Below are 17,481 nucleotides of genomic sequence, written 5' to 3' on the forward strand. Positions count from 1 at the left end.
GCAACTTACTACAGCTAGATGTCGCCTGTTGAGAACAGACCCCTCGAAGTCAACATAATACTCTGCAAGTCGCCGCGAAATAGTCTGTAAATGGACAAATTCTCGACGTCGCACATCGACCTGAAACATCCCCTGACCTGCGGTTTACACGCCCGCACCACGAAGGATACGGGCGTTGGTTCGATGAGCCGCTGACTACATTCAGCTGGCCGGTTCCGGCGCCGATCCGACACCGAACCGCTGCGCCAGCACCGCGAGCAATTCCGGGGGCGCGTTCAGAAAGCTGTAGTGCGTGCCGGGCAGGATCTCCTTCTCGGTCTCCGCCCATTCCGGCCAGCCACCCATCAGGGTGTGCGGCACCTCCACATCCTCGCTCCAGCCCAGTGCGGTGATCGGGCAGGGCACCGAACCCGCTGGGCGCCAATACTTCTTGTTGGCCTCCAGGTCGGCTTCCATCACATCGATGAAGAGATCGACCAGCTCGCCGGCCGATTCGGGCGCGCCCATCGCGGTGAGCAGTCCAGCGATCTCGTCGCGCAGGCCCTGTTCGTCCAGGCCGAGGAAGCGGCCCCACGGACCGTCTTGCGGCGCGACCTGACTGGACACGAAGTACCGATCCGGCGCGGGCAGACCGCGTTCCGCGATCTGGATCACCAGCTCGAAGGCGGGCAGCGCGCCACCGCAGTGGCCGAACAGTGCGTACGGACGCGCCGTGATCAGCTCCCCGACGTCGTCCAGCAGCGCCGCGGCCACCTCCTGATAGGTGTCGAAATATGGTTCCTTGATCCGGTTTTCGCGACCGGGCAGTTGCAGCGGAACCACCTCGGCCGCGCCGATGGTCGCGGGCCAGGCCCGGTACATCGATGCGCCACACCCCGAATACGGCATGCACAGCAACAACATTCGGGACGCGGGCGAGGGTTCGCGCAGGAACCAGCGTCGCTGTTGTCGTTCCATCACGCCTTCTCCCCGATCACCACGCCGTTGGCGCCGGGCGAGTCGAACCGGACCGTGCGCACCCGCACACAACCGGCATCCCGCAGCCACTCCCCGTATTCGGCCGCGGTGTAGTTCCGCCCCAGGCAGCCGACCAGCATGTTCATGCTCATCAGCGCCGCGTCCGCCGGGCCGGACTTGTCGTCGTCCACCAGCAGCTCACTGATCACCACGAGGCCGCCGGAGGGCAGCGCGTCCAGGCACGCGGCGAGGATCTTGCGATTCCGCTCCTCGTCCCAGTCGTGCATGATCATCGAAAGCAGCACGGCGTCATGCCCGGTCGGCAGCTGATCGGTGAAGAAGTTGGCCGCCGTGGTGCCGAGCCGCCCGGACAGGCCCGCGCTGTCGATCCGCTGCTGCGCGATCTTGCACACGTGCGGCAGGTCGAGCACGGTGCCGGTGAGATGCGGGTGCTGCTTGCACAATTCGATCAGGGTGGCGCCGGATCCGCCGCCGACGTCCATGATTCGGCGCACGCCGGACAGGTCCATGGCCTTGGCCAGCTCACGGGCGGTCAGGGTGGAGTACGCCCAGAGCGCGCCCCAGAAGTAGCTCGGGGTATTGCCCTCTTCGAAGATGGTCCGGTTCGGGTCGACCACCGGGCGGCTCGGCGCGTCCGAGCGTATCGCCTCGGCGGCCCGGTTCCAGCCCGGCGCAGTGTGTTTGGCCACCATCTGGACGTAGTCGCCGAAGTAGTCGCGCCGGCCCGGCACCAGATATTGCTCGGCCACGGCGGTGTTGCGGTAGCGCCCGTCCTGTTGCTCCAGCAGGCCGAGCGCGGTGCAGGCGGTCAGCAGGATCTCCGCGGGGCGCTCGTTGATGCCGAGCCGGGAAGCCAGTTCCAGCGCCGTCGCCGGGCTCGGGGCCAGGGCTTCGAACAGCCCGGTCTCGATCGCCGCGGTCAGCGTCTGGGTCCGCCACATGCCGGTGGCCAAGTCGATCAGCAGGGTCGGCGGCGGTCCGGAGGCCGCGCCGGATAGTTCTGTCGCCAGTCCCTCGCTGATCGTCCCCGTGTCCGCGGTCATGCCGGCCTCCCTCGTGGGTCCGGGAATCGTTGTGCTCGTGCGAATCCCGTTGATGTTCGAATGCTGCTCGACCCGGCCCAGCGGGGGCAGACCGCCGATGTCCGGGGCGGTGTCGAGGAGTGTGGCCAGGCCGCTGACCGTGCCGGCGACCTGGAGGTCCGCCAGTTCGATCCGGCGGCCGAATTCCTGCTCGATCCGGCCTTGCAGCTCGGCCAGTTGCAATGAATCGCCGCCGAGTTCGACGAAGTGGTCGTCCGCGCCGACCCGGTTCAGGCGCAGCACGTAGGAAAACAGCCGGGCCAGAACGGTTTCCGTACCGGGAGCCGGAGCCCGCCAGGTACTCGCCGGGCGCCAGCGGGCCCAGTCGGCGGGCGGCAACTGCCGTCGATCGATCTTGTTGGAAGTGTTCTGCGGCAATGCGTTCAGCTGCACGTAGGCGACCGGAACCATCCAGTCCGGCAGCCGTTCCAGCGCGTAGTTGCGCAATTCCAACGGGGCGACATCGCGTTCGGCGACGAAGCAGGCGACGAGGCGAACCTGATCGCCGTCCAACGCGGTGACCACCGCGACCCGGCGCACGGCCGAGTGACGGCCGAGCGCCCATTCGACATCGCCGAGTTCGACGCGATTGCCGCGGATCTTGACGATGTCGTCGATCCGGCCGTGATGTTCGAGGATGCCGTCCGGGCGGAGCCGACCGGCGTCGCCGGAGCGATAGATCCGGCTGCCCGCGGCGCCGAAGGGATTGGGGCGGAACCGATCCGCGGTCTGCGCCGGATCTCCGAGATACCCCAGGCTCAGGCAGTCCGAGTCGATCCACACCTCGCCGATGCCGTCGCCGACGGGGGACAGCCCGTCCTCCGCCAGCAGGTGCACGGTGACGCCCTCGATCGGCCGGCCGACGGTCGGCGGCAACTCACGATCCGCGGCGGTGGCGGTGGCGGCCGTGTGCCGTTGCTCCCACGGATAGCCGGAATGGGCGACCTGGAACGCCTCCAGGCAGCCATAGGAGACGGCGACCTCGAACGGCAGATCCGCAGGCCCCCAACGATGTAACCGTTCACCGCCGCAGGTGAGCAGCCGCAGCGCACAGTCGCGCGGCCACGGCAGGCTCTGCAACACCTCGCCGACCGGGGCGACCACGAAGCACTGCGTGATCCGCTCGGCCAGCAGCCAGTCTTGCAACGCCCGCGGGTTGGCATACACGTCGTGTTCGCCGATCACGATGTGCGCGCCCCGCCAAAGCAATCCGCTGACCTCGTGCAGCGCGATTCCGGCACCGGCCGCGCCCAGCCACGAGCCGCGATCGGCGCCGGTGGTCGCATTGATCGCGGCGCTGCGGTCGGCACTCAGCGCGATCCAAGAGTGCTGGGCCAGCACGATTTTCGCCATGCCCGACGACCCCGAGGTGAACATGGCGTACGCGAGTTCCGCGCGGCGCGGCGCCCGCGGCAGGTCGAATACGTCGTCCGTCGCGGGAACATCGGCGTCGAGCAGCACCACGGGCAATCCGCCGGACCCGGCCGGGAGGGGATGGCCGTTGCTCGCGCCGATCACGACAACCGGGCGGGCGGCATCGATCGCGCGGCTGAACCGTTCGGCCGGCGCGGCCGGATCCAGCGGCAGGCAGACCGCACCGGCCTTCAGGCAGCCGAGCATCCCGACCACCCACTCGATCGAGCGGCCCAGGTACATGGCGACGATGTCACCGCGCACCGCACCGGATTCGACGAGCAGCTGGGCGAGTTGGTTCGAATGCTGGTTCAGCTCTGCGTAGGTCAGTTCCCGATCGCCGTGCCGGACGGCCGGCGCCGATGGCGTGGTGCGGGCGAAGTCCTCGATCCGGGAGACCAGGGTCGAATCCGTGCTCGTCTCCTGGACGGCCGGCCGACGATTCAGTGATGAGGTCATGCCCTATGACTCCTCTGCGGGGAAGTCGGTGTGAGATGTCGAGTTTTCTCAACACACCACGCATCACCGTACAGTTTCTTTGCCGGGAAGTCACGTGGGTGTTGGCTGGTGCAGCAAGGCAAGAACTCCTGCTCAATGGCTGCATAACGGATAAGGTGTCTGCATGAGAGACTACGAAAACTCTATGCCTCTCGCGGCAATTCAAGAACACTTCTGGTTCCCGGACGGTTCGGCCGCCGAGCAGGCACCGCTGACCGAGTGCGTCGGACTCGCCGTGCCGGACACGCTGGATCCGAATGCCCTGCGCAGCGCGGTCCGTGCGATGTTGACCCGGCACGAGATCCTGCGCAGCGCCGTGCGGATAGCGGACGGGCAGCCGGTGCAGGTGGTGCTACCGGTGCCGGAGCCACTGCCGATCACCGAGATCACGCTGACACTCGATCCCGGCGCGGACATCGCTCAGCTCCGCGACCAGGAACTGACTCGATTCGCCGGTACCGGAATCGATCCGGCGGCCGGCGGCGCGATCGCGTTCCTGCTGCTGCGCGGCGGCGGGCCGAACGGCGGGGACGTCCTTGCGGTGGCGCTGCATCACCTGTTCCTGGATGCCACCGCGGTCCGGCTGCTGCTCGCCGAACTCAGCGCGGACTACGACGCCGCACTGGCCGGAAACCCGTCACCGGTGCCGACGCCGGAACTGCAATACAGCGACTTCGTCCGGTGGGAACACGACGTCCTGTTTCCGGCCTTCGAAGCCGCCGATACCGCTTGGTGGCAGACGACTTTGCGCGATGCGCCGACCAGCCTGGACCTGCGTCCGGACCGGCCGCGCCGACGCATCAAACGCGGGGTAGGCCGACGCACGCCCTTCGTCCTGCCCGGAGTCGCCGGCCTAGCGCTGCGCAGCACCGCACGCACGCTGCGCTGCTCGCCGTACGCGCTGTGCCTGGCCGGCTGGGCGGCGACCATCGCCCGTTCGACCGGTCACCCGGATCTGATTCTCGGCGCGCTCGCCGCCAATCGCGCTGTCCCACAGCTGAAAACGCTGATCGGGCAGATGTCGAACACCGTCCCGCTGCGCCTCGACCTCGGCGGCGACCGGACGCTGGCCGATGCGGCGACTCGCTGTTCGGACACCGTGGCGGCCGCGATCGAGCACGCTCGGTTGCCGTTCAACCGGATCGTGCGCGCCATCGGCGCGCCCCGGCCGACCGACCGGACCACACTGATCCAGCACCTGTTCCTGCCGCCGGTGGATGCGGTCGGCGAGCTGCGGCTCGGCGGGCATCCGGTGCAGGTGCTCGACGTCGAACGCGAACGCGGCCGGTTCGACACCGTCGTCGAAATCGAGTTCGCCGGTGACGAAGTCCGGCTGTGGCTGGAATACGACGGCGACCTCTACACGCCGGAGGGCATCGAGGGGTTGGTGCGGGATTACGCCACCGTGCTGCGCCAATGGCTCGAGCGTCCCGAATTGCGCATGTCCGAGCTGGTTTTGACCGAACCCGCTCCGGCGAAACTTGCTTCGGCCGGCGCGGAGCAGGTCCAGATCGAACTACCTGACGGGACGCCGATCACGTTGTCGCTGGACCGTTCTCGCGGTGCGGACTGGTGGCCGGTGCTGACCGGGCCCGAAGGCCTGCAACTGGATTCGACGCGGTCGGTGCACCAGCAATCGGCACTGCTGCTCGACGGATCCCCCACGGGACTCATCGCTCGACGCGACGCGCGGGGCAGGCTGGAGATCGTCGCCGGACTGCCCGAGACCGGCTCGGCCGAGACCGACCTCGCCGAAAACCGCACTGCGCCAACCTCGGACCGCCTGCTGGAACTCGTGACCGAACTCTGGATACAGGCCCTCGAACAACCCGGGCTCCAGCCGGACGACGACTTCTTCGCCTGCGGCGGACATTCGATGCTGGCCACCCGGCTGACGGCCGAGATGCAGGAAACTCTCGGCGTGCCGGTCCGGGTGCGGACCCTGTTCGAGAATCCCACCCCCGCCGAACTGACCGTCCACCTGCGCATTGCGAATCCGGAGCTGGACAAGATGCTTCAGCTCGTCTCCGAGTTGGGCGATCTGCCGGACGGTCTAATCCCTGACCTGCCAAACGATTCGGAACATTCCGCGACCGTACCGAGCTGGCCCAGCACCATCGTCGACGTACCGCTGCTCTCCGGCCAACGCCAACTCTGGCTGGCCGAACAGGCCGATCCCGGTTCCCTCACCCACACCATCCCCCTGGTCCTGGACCTGTCCGGGCCCCTGCAACCGGACGCGTTCGCCCAGGCGGTGAACGACGTCGTGGCGCACCAGCCCGGCCTGCGCGGCACGTTCGTGGAGGTGGAAGGCCTACCGGTACAACGGATCCACCCACACACCGGCATCGACGTCCCCGTTCTCGACCTGGCGAAACTGGATGAGGCCGAACGCGAGGCCGAGCTGAAGCGCCTCGAACAGGACATCGCGTTCACCGGTTTCGACATCACCACCTACCCCCTGCTGCGCGCCCGGATCATCCGGCTCGACGCGCAGCGCCACCAGGCACAGCTGCTGTTCCACCACCTGGTCATGGACGAGGTATCGATGACACTGCTGATGGGCGAATTGAGCACCGCATACCAGGCCAGAGCCGCCGGCCGCCCGCCGAAACTACCCAGGCACGAAGTCGACTTCGGCACCCTCGCCCAGGCCGAACAGCAGATGCTGAACGGCCCCGAAGGCGAACGGCTGCGCCGATTCTGGGTCCGCGAACTGGCCGGTGCGCCGGAACTGCGGATACCCACCGACCGCCCGCGCGGCGACAAGGCCAGGTTCCGCGGCGAGTTCCTGGAGCGGCCCACCTCGGTCGCGGGTGCGGCCGCCGTGCGCGAACTCGCGGCGGCCGGCAAGACGACCCCGTTCGCCGTCTTCTGCGCCGCCGTCGCGGTTCAGTTGCGGATACTCAGCGGCCAGCACGACATCCTGATCGGCATCCCCACGGCCAACCGCACCCAGCGCGGCGCGGAACAGCTGATCGGCTGCTTCCTCAACGTGGTCCCGCTCCGCCTCGATCTATCCGGCAACCCCCGGTTCGACGAGCTGGTCCAGCGAGTGCGCGCAGCGGTCTTGCGCGCCTACGAACATCAGCAGGCCCCGTTCGCCGACATCGTGCAGCTGCTCCAGCGCCCCCGGGTGACCGGAAAGCATCCGATCTATCAGGTCACCTGCGAGCTTCAGCTGGAGTCCTGGATCCCCGCCCAGTTCGCCGCCGGTGTCGACTGCGACTACCGCTTCCTCACCCACGGCACCGCACGATACGACATGGCCTTCCACGGTCTCCTGCGCCCGTCCGGCCTCTCCGCGATGCTCGAGCTGAACACCGATCTCTGGGACCACGCGTCCGGTCACCAGCAGATAGACCAGGTCCTGAAGATCCTCGCCGCCGCGGCCGCGGGCCCACGCACCCCCATCGCGGACTTGCTCCCCGAATGAGGTATTCGCCCACAATCTATACACTTTCGAGAACACTGCACTGTTGCCTCTGGCTGTGGCATTCTGGTTGAATAACACTCAACACTCGGCGCCCATAGACTGCGATCTCGCGGTGCCTCCCCCGATGCCCGGGTCATAGGTGCGGCTCACCGAGGTTCGGAGGAAACGTGACTGCGACAGAGCAACCCGCCAAACAAGCCGTCGTCGACCGGCTCACGACGACATTCAACTGGCTCGATCCCGAGTACACCCCGGAACTGGCCGAGATCGTCAACCGGACGATCCGCGAACGCACCCCGGTCGCCTACTCTTCCGCGCACGGCGGCATGTGGATCCTGTCCGGCTACGCGGACGTCAAGGCCGCGTTGCGTGACCACGAGACGTTCAGTTCCGCTGCGGGCGTGCACTTTCCGCGCGCCGCGGGCATGCCGCCGTTCTCCCCCATCGACTTCGACCTGCCGGTACAGGCCAAGATCCGCAACCTGATGGCGCCGCCGTTGAAGAAGCAGGCGATCCACGACCTGGAAGCCTCGGTGTGCGCGCTCGCGGCCGAGCTGGTCGCCCCGATCGTCGCACGCGGCCACGGCGACCTGGTCGCCGAACTGGTCCAGCCCTACGCCATCGGCGGGCTGGGCCTGGCCATCGGGTTGTCCGTCGAGGTGCAGCACGAGATCCGCGCCATGACCAGCACGATGTGGCGCTATCTCGGCGAAGAGACCGACGCGACCACCTTCTGGATGCACTATCAGCCCATCCTGGCCGGCGAGATCAAGCGCGCCAGAGAGAATCCCGGCGACTACTACCTGTCCTGGCTGGTCAACGCGACCCTCGACGGCGAACCGGTCTCCGACGACCTGCTGTACTCGATCATCGTCTCGTATTGCGTTGCCGGACATGCCAACACGATGAATACCGTCAACCGCATTCTCTGGTGGCTGGCCGGCGACGTCGAGCTACAGCAGCGCCTCAAGCGCGAACCCGACCTCGCACCCACCGTCGGCGACGAGGTCCTGCGCCGCTGGTGCCCCACCGACCGATTCACCCGGGTCACCACCCGCGAGGTCGTCGTCAGCGGCGTCACCATCCCCGCCGGCGCCCGGGTCGTCCTGCTCTTCGACGCCGCCAACCGCGACCCCGAGGAATTCCCGGACCCCGAAACCTTCTCCCTCGACCGCGGCAACTCCCACCACCACCTCACCTACGGTCACGGCATCCACCGCTGCCTCGGCGAACACTTCGCCCGAATGGAATTCAAGGCGATCCTCGCCGAGATGGCCCACCACCCCACCTTCCTCCTGACCGAAGAACCCCCCATCCACTTCGACAACGGCCGCCACATCATCTTCGACAGCCTCGAGGTTCGCTTCGACACCCCGGACAGCCAACCGGCGTAACTCACCAATAGAACGGGACTCGTCCGGTGTCACCGGACGAGTCCCGCGCTCCTGTCACCAGTTGTCGATCTCGACATCCCGCGGATACGGTGCGCCCGTTCCGGTTTCGACCAGCGACTTCACGCTCAGCAAGAACACACCCCACTTGGTGGTGCAGTGATGCATGAACTCGACCGGCTCCTTCCACCCCTGATGCTTGAACAGGACGATCGCGAACTCCTTCTCCTGCTTCAGGTCGAACACCACCTCGGTCCCGATCCACTCATCGGGCCCGCCGATGACCTCCCACACCACCTTCTTGCCCGGCTGCTGATCGATCACCTTCATATCGAATCCGTCGCCATCGAACCGGAACTGGACAACTCCCCCGGTCCCCGAGTCCCCTCGCGTCTCCTCTGTCCACCACCCGGCCAGCCCATCGATGGTGGTCAAGGCCGCATAGACCTCGTCCACCGAAGACTTGACCCCAACCCTGTGCAGGATATCCACCACTTCGAACACCTCTTCCATGTCGACTTCAATGCGCAACAACTTGTTGCACGTGACGCTAGCCGACACTCACCAAACGCGCAACACTTAGTTGCGCGTTGGTGGTGTGCACCGGTGTTTCAGCGGCGGTAGAAGTCGCCGAAGGTCCATTCGACGTTGAGGCCGCGGCCGGTGCCGGCGGGGCCGCGGGTCAGGGTGGGGAGGACGTCGTTCAGGAGGAGATGGCGCAGGACGCGTTCGCGGAGGTGGTCGTCGGCCACCTCCGGGAAGTATTCGCGTTGGTTGGAGGGGACGAGGACGGCGTCGACGAATTCGGGTTCGGACATCTCGAATGATCGAACCTGCATGGCGCCCAGGAAATGTGGGGTGAGTGCGGCCTCAACGGCGAAGCGGTCGTTGGCGGTGGGGAGGATGCGGCGGTCGGAGCGGCCGAAGGCCTGGATTCGTTCCTCTTCGGAGAGGCGGGCGGCCACTGCGGCCGCGGTGCGCACGGCGGCGGGTAGTCCGTCGACGTGGAACGAGTCGGCTTCGGCGATCAGCTGCATCCAGTGTTGCCGGGCCAGGCGATTGGGGTCGTGGAAGAGCACCGAGGATTCGGCGGCCGGACCGAGATCCGGTGTGCTCCAGACCAATCGGCCGCCCGGCGCCAGCACGTCGGCGAGGTTTGCGGCTACCTGGGTGAACGCCCTGGCCGGGATCAGGTGGAACACCATGTTGGCCATGACGATATCCATCGCCCGGCCCTCGGTGACGTCGAGCAACCCGCGGAAAGTCTTGTCTCGCGACTGCATCGAATGAAAGCGCGTCCACGGGCTGCCCTTGAGCAGTTCGTAGCCCTTGGCGAACCAGCCGGAAGGTATGTCCACCAGGTGGATCTCGAACTCGGCACCCACGCGGGCCAGCCGTTCTTCGAGTTCGATATCGCTGCACGCCTTGATCAGCTCGATGGCGGCCAGGCCGGTACCAGCGCCGTAGTCCATGACCCGGATGACCTCACCCGGCGTGGCAGCCTGTGTTCGGCGATCTATCTCCAGCAGAACGTCTTTGACGACCACCCCGGTGGCGGCCGCGCACCATCCGCGCGGCTGGTGAATGTCGCCGCCGTCGAACAACAGCCGGTGCAGTCCCTCGCCATCGGTGAGGTCAACCGAATCGTCGGGCTGCCACGTGTCGTGACGTTCCGGCGAGGCGGCGGCCGCGAACGACGGATCTCCCTCGGGCCGTACCGCCAAGCGGTTCAAGCTGATTGCGACAAACGGCTTCCGGGCCGGATACCGCTGCTCCAGGTAGGCGATCGACTCCAGTCCCGCTTCGCGGCAGCACCGCAGGTAGGCGGCGTGATCGACGAGCAACTGGTGCGAGTATCCGTGATAGGCATCGAACGCGATGCTGTGCAGCGACCCGATATGTCGCCGGACGACCTGTGGCGGCACGGAATGCGCTTCCAGCACGACCATTCCGTGTTTACGAATGTTGTTGCGCCACCGGCGCAGATGGACGGTCAGATCGTCCTCGACCGCACGGTCGGACAGCGCGTGACCGGCGGAATTGACCGACGCACCACTCGACGGTCCGCCCGGCACCGCGGAGTCCACACCCCGGAACTCCCGATTGTGATCGATGAAGCTCCGGATATGCAGCCCGTCCTCGACGGCGACACCGACCTCCTCCAGCTGGATGCGCACCCCGTCCGGATCGCTGATGTCCCCGGCCAGCAGCAACGCCGGAACTCCGGCCACGCGCAACGTTTCCCGCGCGCAGTCCAGCGCCGCCTCGTTGACGTCGATGCCGACCATCAGCAGCGGATCGGTGTCCAGGCAACGCCCGCGCAACGTCGATTCCCGGATGAGGTGATACAGCCGCGCAAGCCACGTTCCGTCGCCACACCCCATGTCGGCAATGAACGTAGGTTGACTGGAAACCGGTGTGCGGTCGAAGATCTCGACGAAGATCCGATCGGCATCCGCGTAGTAGCGGCGATGCGCGTGCCCGCTCGCGACCACGTTCAACTCCCGGTTGACATGCCACTCGGGCACGCCGAACTCGGTGGTCACGACCAGCTCGCCCCGATACAACTCCGGTAGTCGAGCGAACATCGGCAGATACGAACCCACCATCCCGAAATGCGTGGCGAAGGCACACAATTCGCGTCCCGCCCCGGTCCAGCTCGCATCGGCATCGACGTACCCCGCCGCCTGCAAAAGCCGGAAGGCCGCGCGCCCGAATCGGTTCGCGGGCACTGTCGGCCCCGCGGGACCCAACGCTCCCGACGCTTGCAGGTGCAGCACCGTCGGGACGATCAACGCCCCTTCGAAATGCACGGGGGAATGGGCCTGCTCGAGCCCGAACTCGCGCCGCCACACCTCCAACGACCCGATCAGCGCCTCGTACGCCGCGACGAGATCACCACGCCACGGCACTGCCCAGGACTCCGGCGCAGGATCGTCGAACGACGCCAGAAACCGTCCCATCCGCAGGTAAGCCTCGGGCGCATCGGCCACCGCCCGCCCGGCCCGCGTCCAATTCAGGAACACCGAAATGGGGTCCAGATCGGCAGCTTCGCGCAACCACCCCTGCGCCACCAGCGAACGCAACGCCACCCGAAGATAGCCGAACCCACTCGGCGTCAAATCCGGCAGCAGCTTCTGCAACGACCGCTCACCACCGGAATCCGGTGTCAGCAAACCCAATTGGCCGAGCGCGTGCAACGTGACCGAGAGGACAACGCCATCGTCGTACAGAAAGCACTTGCGCCGCATGGCACTTCGGAAATCGATGGTCTGCGATTCTTGCACAGTCATGGTGTCGTCGCCTCAACTTCATGTTTCGAGCAGATGGAATGCAGACCCGCCAGGCAGGCTCAGCTATGCGCGGACGGAATCCCCTGCCGTCATGCTGGTTTCGGCCAGCAGCCGAAGCCGGCGCCGGTCCAATTTGCCGCTCGGCACCTGCGGCAGCGCGTCCACGACGTGCAGCACGGCCGGCACCATGTGCTCGGGCAACGTGGCCCGCAGGTTCTCCCGGATCGCCGCGGTATCGATCTCCGCATGGGCGACGACAAACGCCACCAGAATCAGGTCGATGCCCTCGCTACCGGCCGGGGTCACGCCGCACGCATCGACCTCCGGGTAATTGCTGAGCGCGGATTCGACCTCGCCGAGTTCCACCCGGAATCCCCGGATCTTCACCTGGCTGTCCGCGCGGCCCAGATGATCGATGGAACCGTCCTCCCGGCGACGCGCCAAATCGCCGGTCCGGTACATCCGTTCGCCGACCCCATCGGGCGCGGGCAGAAACCGTGCCGCGGTCAGGCCGGGCTGCCGCCAATAGCCGAAGGACAGTTGCGCACCGGCGATATAGAGTTCGCCGATCTCGCCGGGTGCCAATTCGTGGCCGGCATCGTCCAGGACAAACGCGCGATTTCCCGGAATCGGGATACCGATCGGCGGCAGCGGCGGCCAATCGTCCGGATCGTCGGCGAGCGGATGATTGATGACGGTATGCGCCTCCGACGGCCCGTACTGCTGGAACAACCGGCACTCCGGCAGCTTCTTCAGCAGTGCCCGCAGCGCATTCGTGCACTGCAACTGCTCCCCCGCCGGAATGATCTCGCGCAGCCGCACCGCGGCCAGGTTGACTTCGTCGGCCACCATCACCAGCGACTGCAACCCGACGTACGGCAGGAATATCCGATTGATCTCCGCCCGGATGATCAGATCCCAGGTCAGTACCGGATTCCGCCGCGTGGTGTCGTCGATGCAGACCAGCGTGCCGCCGGAGATCAGCGTCGCGAAGATCTCCTGCATCGCGACATCGAACGAGATCGCACCGTATTGCAGCGTGCGGCTCCCCGCACCGGACACCGAGGCACTCGCCTGCCAGCGCACCAGATTGGCCAGCCCGGAATGCGGCATCAGCATGCCCTTGGGCCGCCCGGTCGACCCGGACGTATAGAGCAGGCAACACCCATTCGCCGGATCGGGCTCGACGAGCGAGTCCGCGGGCAGGTCGTCCCCACCCTCGAAAACCTTTGGTATGACGAACGATTCACGCCCATCCGAAACAAACGGCGTGACGGTGTGCGCGTGCCCGACCACCACGGCCGCTCCGCTGTCATCCACCATCATCCGCAATCTGGCCTGCGGATACGTGACATCGAGCGGCAAGACCGCCGCACCCGCCCGCAGAATCCCGACCAGTCCGACCAGCAGGCTCGCGGACCGCTCCGCCGCCAGCGCGACGACCTGACCCGCGCCGACACCCCGGGACCGCAGCCCGTGCGCGATCCGCGCCGACTCCCGCCACAACTCGGAATACGACAGACTCTGCGCGTCGTCCACGACCGCCGGATAGCCCGGGTAGTCCGCCACGGCCGCGCCGATCCCGCCGACCACTGTGCCCGAACGGATTTCGCTGCGCATCACCGGAGGAACCCCCGCTCGGCGTCGAGACCTTTCAACTGCTGTTCGATCTCCGTCACCACCGTGCCGAGCCCTGGATTGCGCATGACGCTGTAGTGGTCGCCGTCGATCTCCCGAACCACGAGCCCCGGCGCGAACTCCCGCCAGATCTCCGCCATCCCTGGCGGCGACTGCGTCGCGGGCAGTAGGTGCACGGGCCCGGCGTACTGCCCCGGCGGCCGATACGCCGCCACGTTGAGCATGTGCGAGCGGTACACCGAGAACTGGCGCATCATCTCCTCCAGATCCAGCACCTCGGGTGCGGCAGAACCCCACCGTTCCAACAGATCCGCGAACACGCGCCGCGGCGACAATCGATCGAGCCCGGACAGCGACGGCAGCTCGACGCCGAAATCCGCACTGACACTGTGCAAATAGCCCTCGACCAGGCGCGCCTCCGCCTCGGGAGCGGCGGCATCGACCTCGAACAGCGCGGAGTCGATCAGCGTGAGCGGCACTTCCCGTCTGCCCCGCTGCGCGTGGATGCGCGCCATCTCGAAGGCCACCACGCCGCCGAGCGACCAGCCGACCAACGCGAACGGTCCGTTCAACACGTCTGCGGGCAACTGATCGAGATACCGCTCCGCCAGCGCGGTGACCGAGGGCCCCGGATCACGTCCTTCGAAGGCGTACACCGTGCGATTGCTCAACGCGGTAGCCAAAGCGACATAAGGGAATACGCCGCCGCTGGCCGGATGCACGGCGACCACGGGCACCGGCTCGAACCCGGCCTGGATCTCGACCAGATTCCCCAGCGCCCCGGCCTCGCCGGACATGCTGAGCACCCGGGCCGCCAGGTCGGCCACCGTGCGATGCCGGAACAGCACGCTGACCGGCAGATCGATCCGGGTCGCCTGCCGCAGCCTGCTCATCAGCTGGATCGCCAGCAGCGAATGCCCGCCGAGCAGGAAGAAGTTGTCGTGGATGCCGACCTCGTCGACCTCCAGCACGGAGCGCCAGATGTCGACGAGCAGCCGCTCGGTGTCGTTGCGCGGCGCGACGCGCTCGACTTCGCTGTCGTCCCAATCGATCTCACGCAAGGCAGCCAAATCAACGGTGCCCCTAGAGGTCAGCGGCAGCGCGTCGAGGAATACGTACGACTTGGGCACCAAGGGACCGGGTACCAAGCGTTGTGCGTGTGCCCGCACGTCGTCACGGAGTTCGGCCCGATTCGTCTGCGTCCCTGGCGAAGTCGCGAGATAGGCAACGAAGCGCGCGGCACCGGTGGAGTCGGCGACCGAGAGGACCCGCGCGTCGCTCACCGACCGATGCGCGGTCAGTGGCGATTCCACCTCACCCAGCGATACCCGTACCTGCCGCAGAAGTACCTGCGCCGCTTCCGGTCCCAGCAGCTCCAGCTGTCCGTCCTCGCGGAACCGTCCGAGGTCTCCGGTCGCGACTTCACTGCCGGGCGCATGGCTCACCCATACTCGGCCGGGAGCACCGATCGGGAGCAGATGCGCATCGGCATCCCGGATCCGGACCGCGAGGCCCGGGGCGACCGTGCCGGCGATGTCCCGGCCGAGCGGCCGATCATCGCGGCACCGGCGCGACGCGATGTCACCGATTCCGGAAACGCGGTAGACAGTCCAGAATTCGGTGCCGGGCAGCAGATGCAGGCAACGCGCCTCCAGCTCGACGCTCAATGGCTCGTGCGTGCTGAGCACCCTGCGAATACGGGGCGAAAGTTCCTTCCGCTCAACCGCATCCATCACCTGGCTCAGCAGACCCGCTGCGATGCACAGGGTATCGACGTCTTCCGTCGCGAGCGCGCGCACTACCGCGTCCAGCAGTCCGGCGCGCACGTCGACCAGCACCAACTGCGCGCCGGCCGCCAATGCCCAGACCGCTTCATCGAATTCGATCGCGGTAGGTGCGACAGCGAACAACACGACACCCCGCGGCGGCAGCGGGAACTGGGCCCGCCGACGTTCCACCGCCCGGCCCGCAGCCGGATCGATCTCCTTGCCCCACACAGGAATCAGCTCATCGACCAGCCAGCGATACGCGCCGGTCGCCGCATCGTTCGGCGGAGCAATCGGCTCACCGGCCGCGAACACGATGTGTGGCCCCACCCGGACCACCGACTCGCCCGGATTCGGCACAGCGACAGGCGAACTCGCCGCCACCGCCCCACCCACCCGATCGAACTCCGCCAGATCCGCCGAATCGAACAGGTCCAGCGCGGACAACGGCACCTCCGGCCGCACGATCGCCGCCGCGATCAGTCGCTCGAGCAGCGTGGCCATCCGCGCGACCGCTGCCGCGTCGAGCAGTTCCCGGTTGTACAGCCAGCTGCCGCCCATCTCCTCCTCGGCGACGAACACATTGAATTCCAGGTCGAATCGGACGATCCCGGTGTCGAACGGCACCAGATCGGCGTCCAGATTCGGCAGCCGTACCCGGTCGTTCGACGCGGTCTGGAAGTTGAACAGCACCTGGAAGATCGGCGTCACCGTCGGATTTCGGTCCGGCTGGAGCTCGATCACCAGCTTCTCGAACGGCATGTCCTGATGCGCGAACATATCCAGCGTGCGGTCGTGGCCGCGCCGGATGGCCTCGGCGAGGCTGGGCTGTCCGGCCATGTCCATGCGCATGACCAGCGTGTTGACGAAGAATCCGATCATGCCCTGCAACGCGCTGTGCGTCTGCCCGGCCGTCGCCACGCCGACCACGATGTCGTCCTGGGCGCAGAACCGCTGCAACAGCGCGTTGAAGCAGGCCAGCACCACCACCGACGGCGTGGTCTTCGCCTTGGCGGCGAAAGTCAGCAGGTCCTCGCGCAATTGGCGCGGGTACCCGAATTCGTGGACGCCGCCGTTGGCCCGCTGGTGCGCGGGTCGCGGCGCGTCATGCGGCAGTTGCAGCAGCCCGGGCGCGCCGTCGAGGCACCCGCGCCAGTAGTCGTTCAGCTCGGTCAGTCGCGGCCCCGACAGGCGCGTCCGCTGCCAGACCGCGTAGTCGATGTACTGGTGTTGAAGTTTCGCCAGGGTCGCCGGAGCGCCGCCGCGCATCTGCGCGTAGAGCCCGTCCAGCTCGCGGAACAGCGTCACGATCGACCAGCCGTCGCAGACGATGTGATGCACGGTCAGCGCGATCAGATGCTCATCCGGCGCGACCCGGACCAGGAGAACGCGCAGCATCGGCCCGGTCGCCAGGTCGAACGGCCGCCGGATCGAGGTCCGCACCAATCGGTCTGCGGCAGCGGCCGGATCGGGTTCGGCACGCACATCGTGCAGGTCGATCGCCGGCCGGAACCCCGGGCCGACCCGCTGGACCGGAACGCCGTCTCGACTGACGAACACGGTCCGCAGCACCTCGTGCCTGCCGATGACCACTTCCAGCGCCCGCGCGAACGCGACCGGGTCGGGCGGAGTGCTCGTCCGCAGCACGACCGGAACGTTGTAGGCGCAGCTACCGGGGACCAGGCTGTCCAGAATCCACAACCGCCGCTGCGCGAAGGAGACCGGACCCGTGCGCCCGGCCGATTGTCGCTCGGCGCCGGCGAGCATTTCCGCGAGCAGCCGGCGTTTGTCCGCGACATCCATGTTCGCGATCGGACTGTGCATGCTGTCCCCGTCTCCTATCGTCGCGGTCTCCGTCGACACGACGGTGCGGACCGCGCAGGCCGGAATGAGCCGCCCGGCTCGGGACGAGTCCACAGGGTCGAACCTGCCGACTCTTCAGTCTCCAATGACTACTCGACATACTCATCGAAGATACGACATTTA

Annotated in this window: 8 protein-coding genes; 2 read left to right on the forward strand and 6 right to left on the reverse strand. The window is 67.0% G+C overall.

Features of this window, described 5'->3' with window-relative positions; translation table 11 throughout:
* Positions 1–201: 201 nt before the first annotated feature.
* Together AB0M22_RS30295 and AB0M22_RS30300 are read right to left on the reverse strand one after the other, a co-directional pair.
* Positions 202–957 (reverse strand): thioesterase domain-containing protein, encoded by a 756-nt coding sequence (locus tag AB0M22_RS30295; protein WP_364734149.1) that lies wholly within the window; start codon positions 955–957, stop codon positions 202–204.
* On the reverse strand, positions 957–3,932 hold the full coding sequence (locus AB0M22_RS30300; protein WP_364734151.1) for an AMP-binding protein: 2,976 nt from the start codon (positions 3,930–3,932) through the stop codon (positions 957–959). The genes AB0M22_RS30295 and AB0M22_RS30300 overlap by 1 nt, the downstream gene beginning before the upstream one ends.
* A 184-nt stretch (positions 3,933–4,116) precedes the next feature.
* Between AB0M22_RS30300 and AB0M22_RS30305 the strand changes: the two genes are divergently transcribed.
* Together AB0M22_RS30305 and AB0M22_RS30310 are read left to right on the forward strand one after the other, a co-directional pair.
* Complete coding sequence (locus tag AB0M22_RS30305) at positions 4,117–7,407, forward strand: condensation domain-containing protein (RefSeq protein ID WP_364734153.1); 3,291 nt, start codon at positions 4,117–4,119, stop codon at positions 7,405–7,407.
* A 167-nt stretch (positions 7,408–7,574) separates the two neighbouring features.
* Positions 7,575–8,801, forward strand: a complete 1,227-nt coding sequence (locus AB0M22_RS30310) for a cytochrome P450 (protein ID WP_364734156.1) — start codon at positions 7,575–7,577, stop codon at positions 8,799–8,801.
* Positions 8,802–8,855: 54 nt separating this feature from the next.
* On the opposite strand, the gene AB0M22_RS30315 is transcribed toward AB0M22_RS30310, so the two are convergent.
* From AB0M22_RS30315 to AB0M22_RS30330, 4 genes are all read right to left on the reverse strand, one after another.
* The gene (locus tag AB0M22_RS30315; RefSeq protein WP_364734159.1) at positions 8,856–9,332 is read right to left on the reverse strand and encodes an SRPBCC domain-containing protein; all 477 of its coding nucleotides are present in this window, start codon (positions 9,330–9,332) and stop codon (positions 8,856–8,858) included.
* 77 nt (positions 9,333–9,409) lie between these two features.
* Entirely contained in the window at positions 9,410–12,091 is a 2,682-nt protein-coding gene (locus AB0M22_RS30320; protein ID WP_364734162.1) for a class I SAM-dependent methyltransferase, read from the reverse strand.
* 63 nt (positions 12,092–12,154) lie between these two features.
* A complete protein-coding gene (locus tag AB0M22_RS30325) occupies positions 12,155–13,711 on the reverse strand; it encodes an amino acid adenylation domain-containing protein (RefSeq protein ID WP_364735129.1) in 1,557 nt (518 codons plus the stop codon).
* On the reverse strand, positions 13,711–17,412 hold the full coding sequence (locus AB0M22_RS30330; protein ID WP_364734165.1) for a condensation domain-containing protein: 3,702 nt from the start codon (positions 17,410–17,412) through the stop codon (positions 13,711–13,713). The genes AB0M22_RS30325 and AB0M22_RS30330 overlap by 1 nt, the downstream gene beginning before the upstream one ends.
* Between the last annotated feature and the right edge of the window lie 69 nt (positions 17,413–17,481).

Origin of the sequence: Nocardia sp. NPDC051756, assembly GCF_040681495.1 — a bacterium.
GTDB lineage: Bacteria > Actinomycetota > Actinomycetes > Mycobacteriales > Mycobacteriaceae > Nocardia.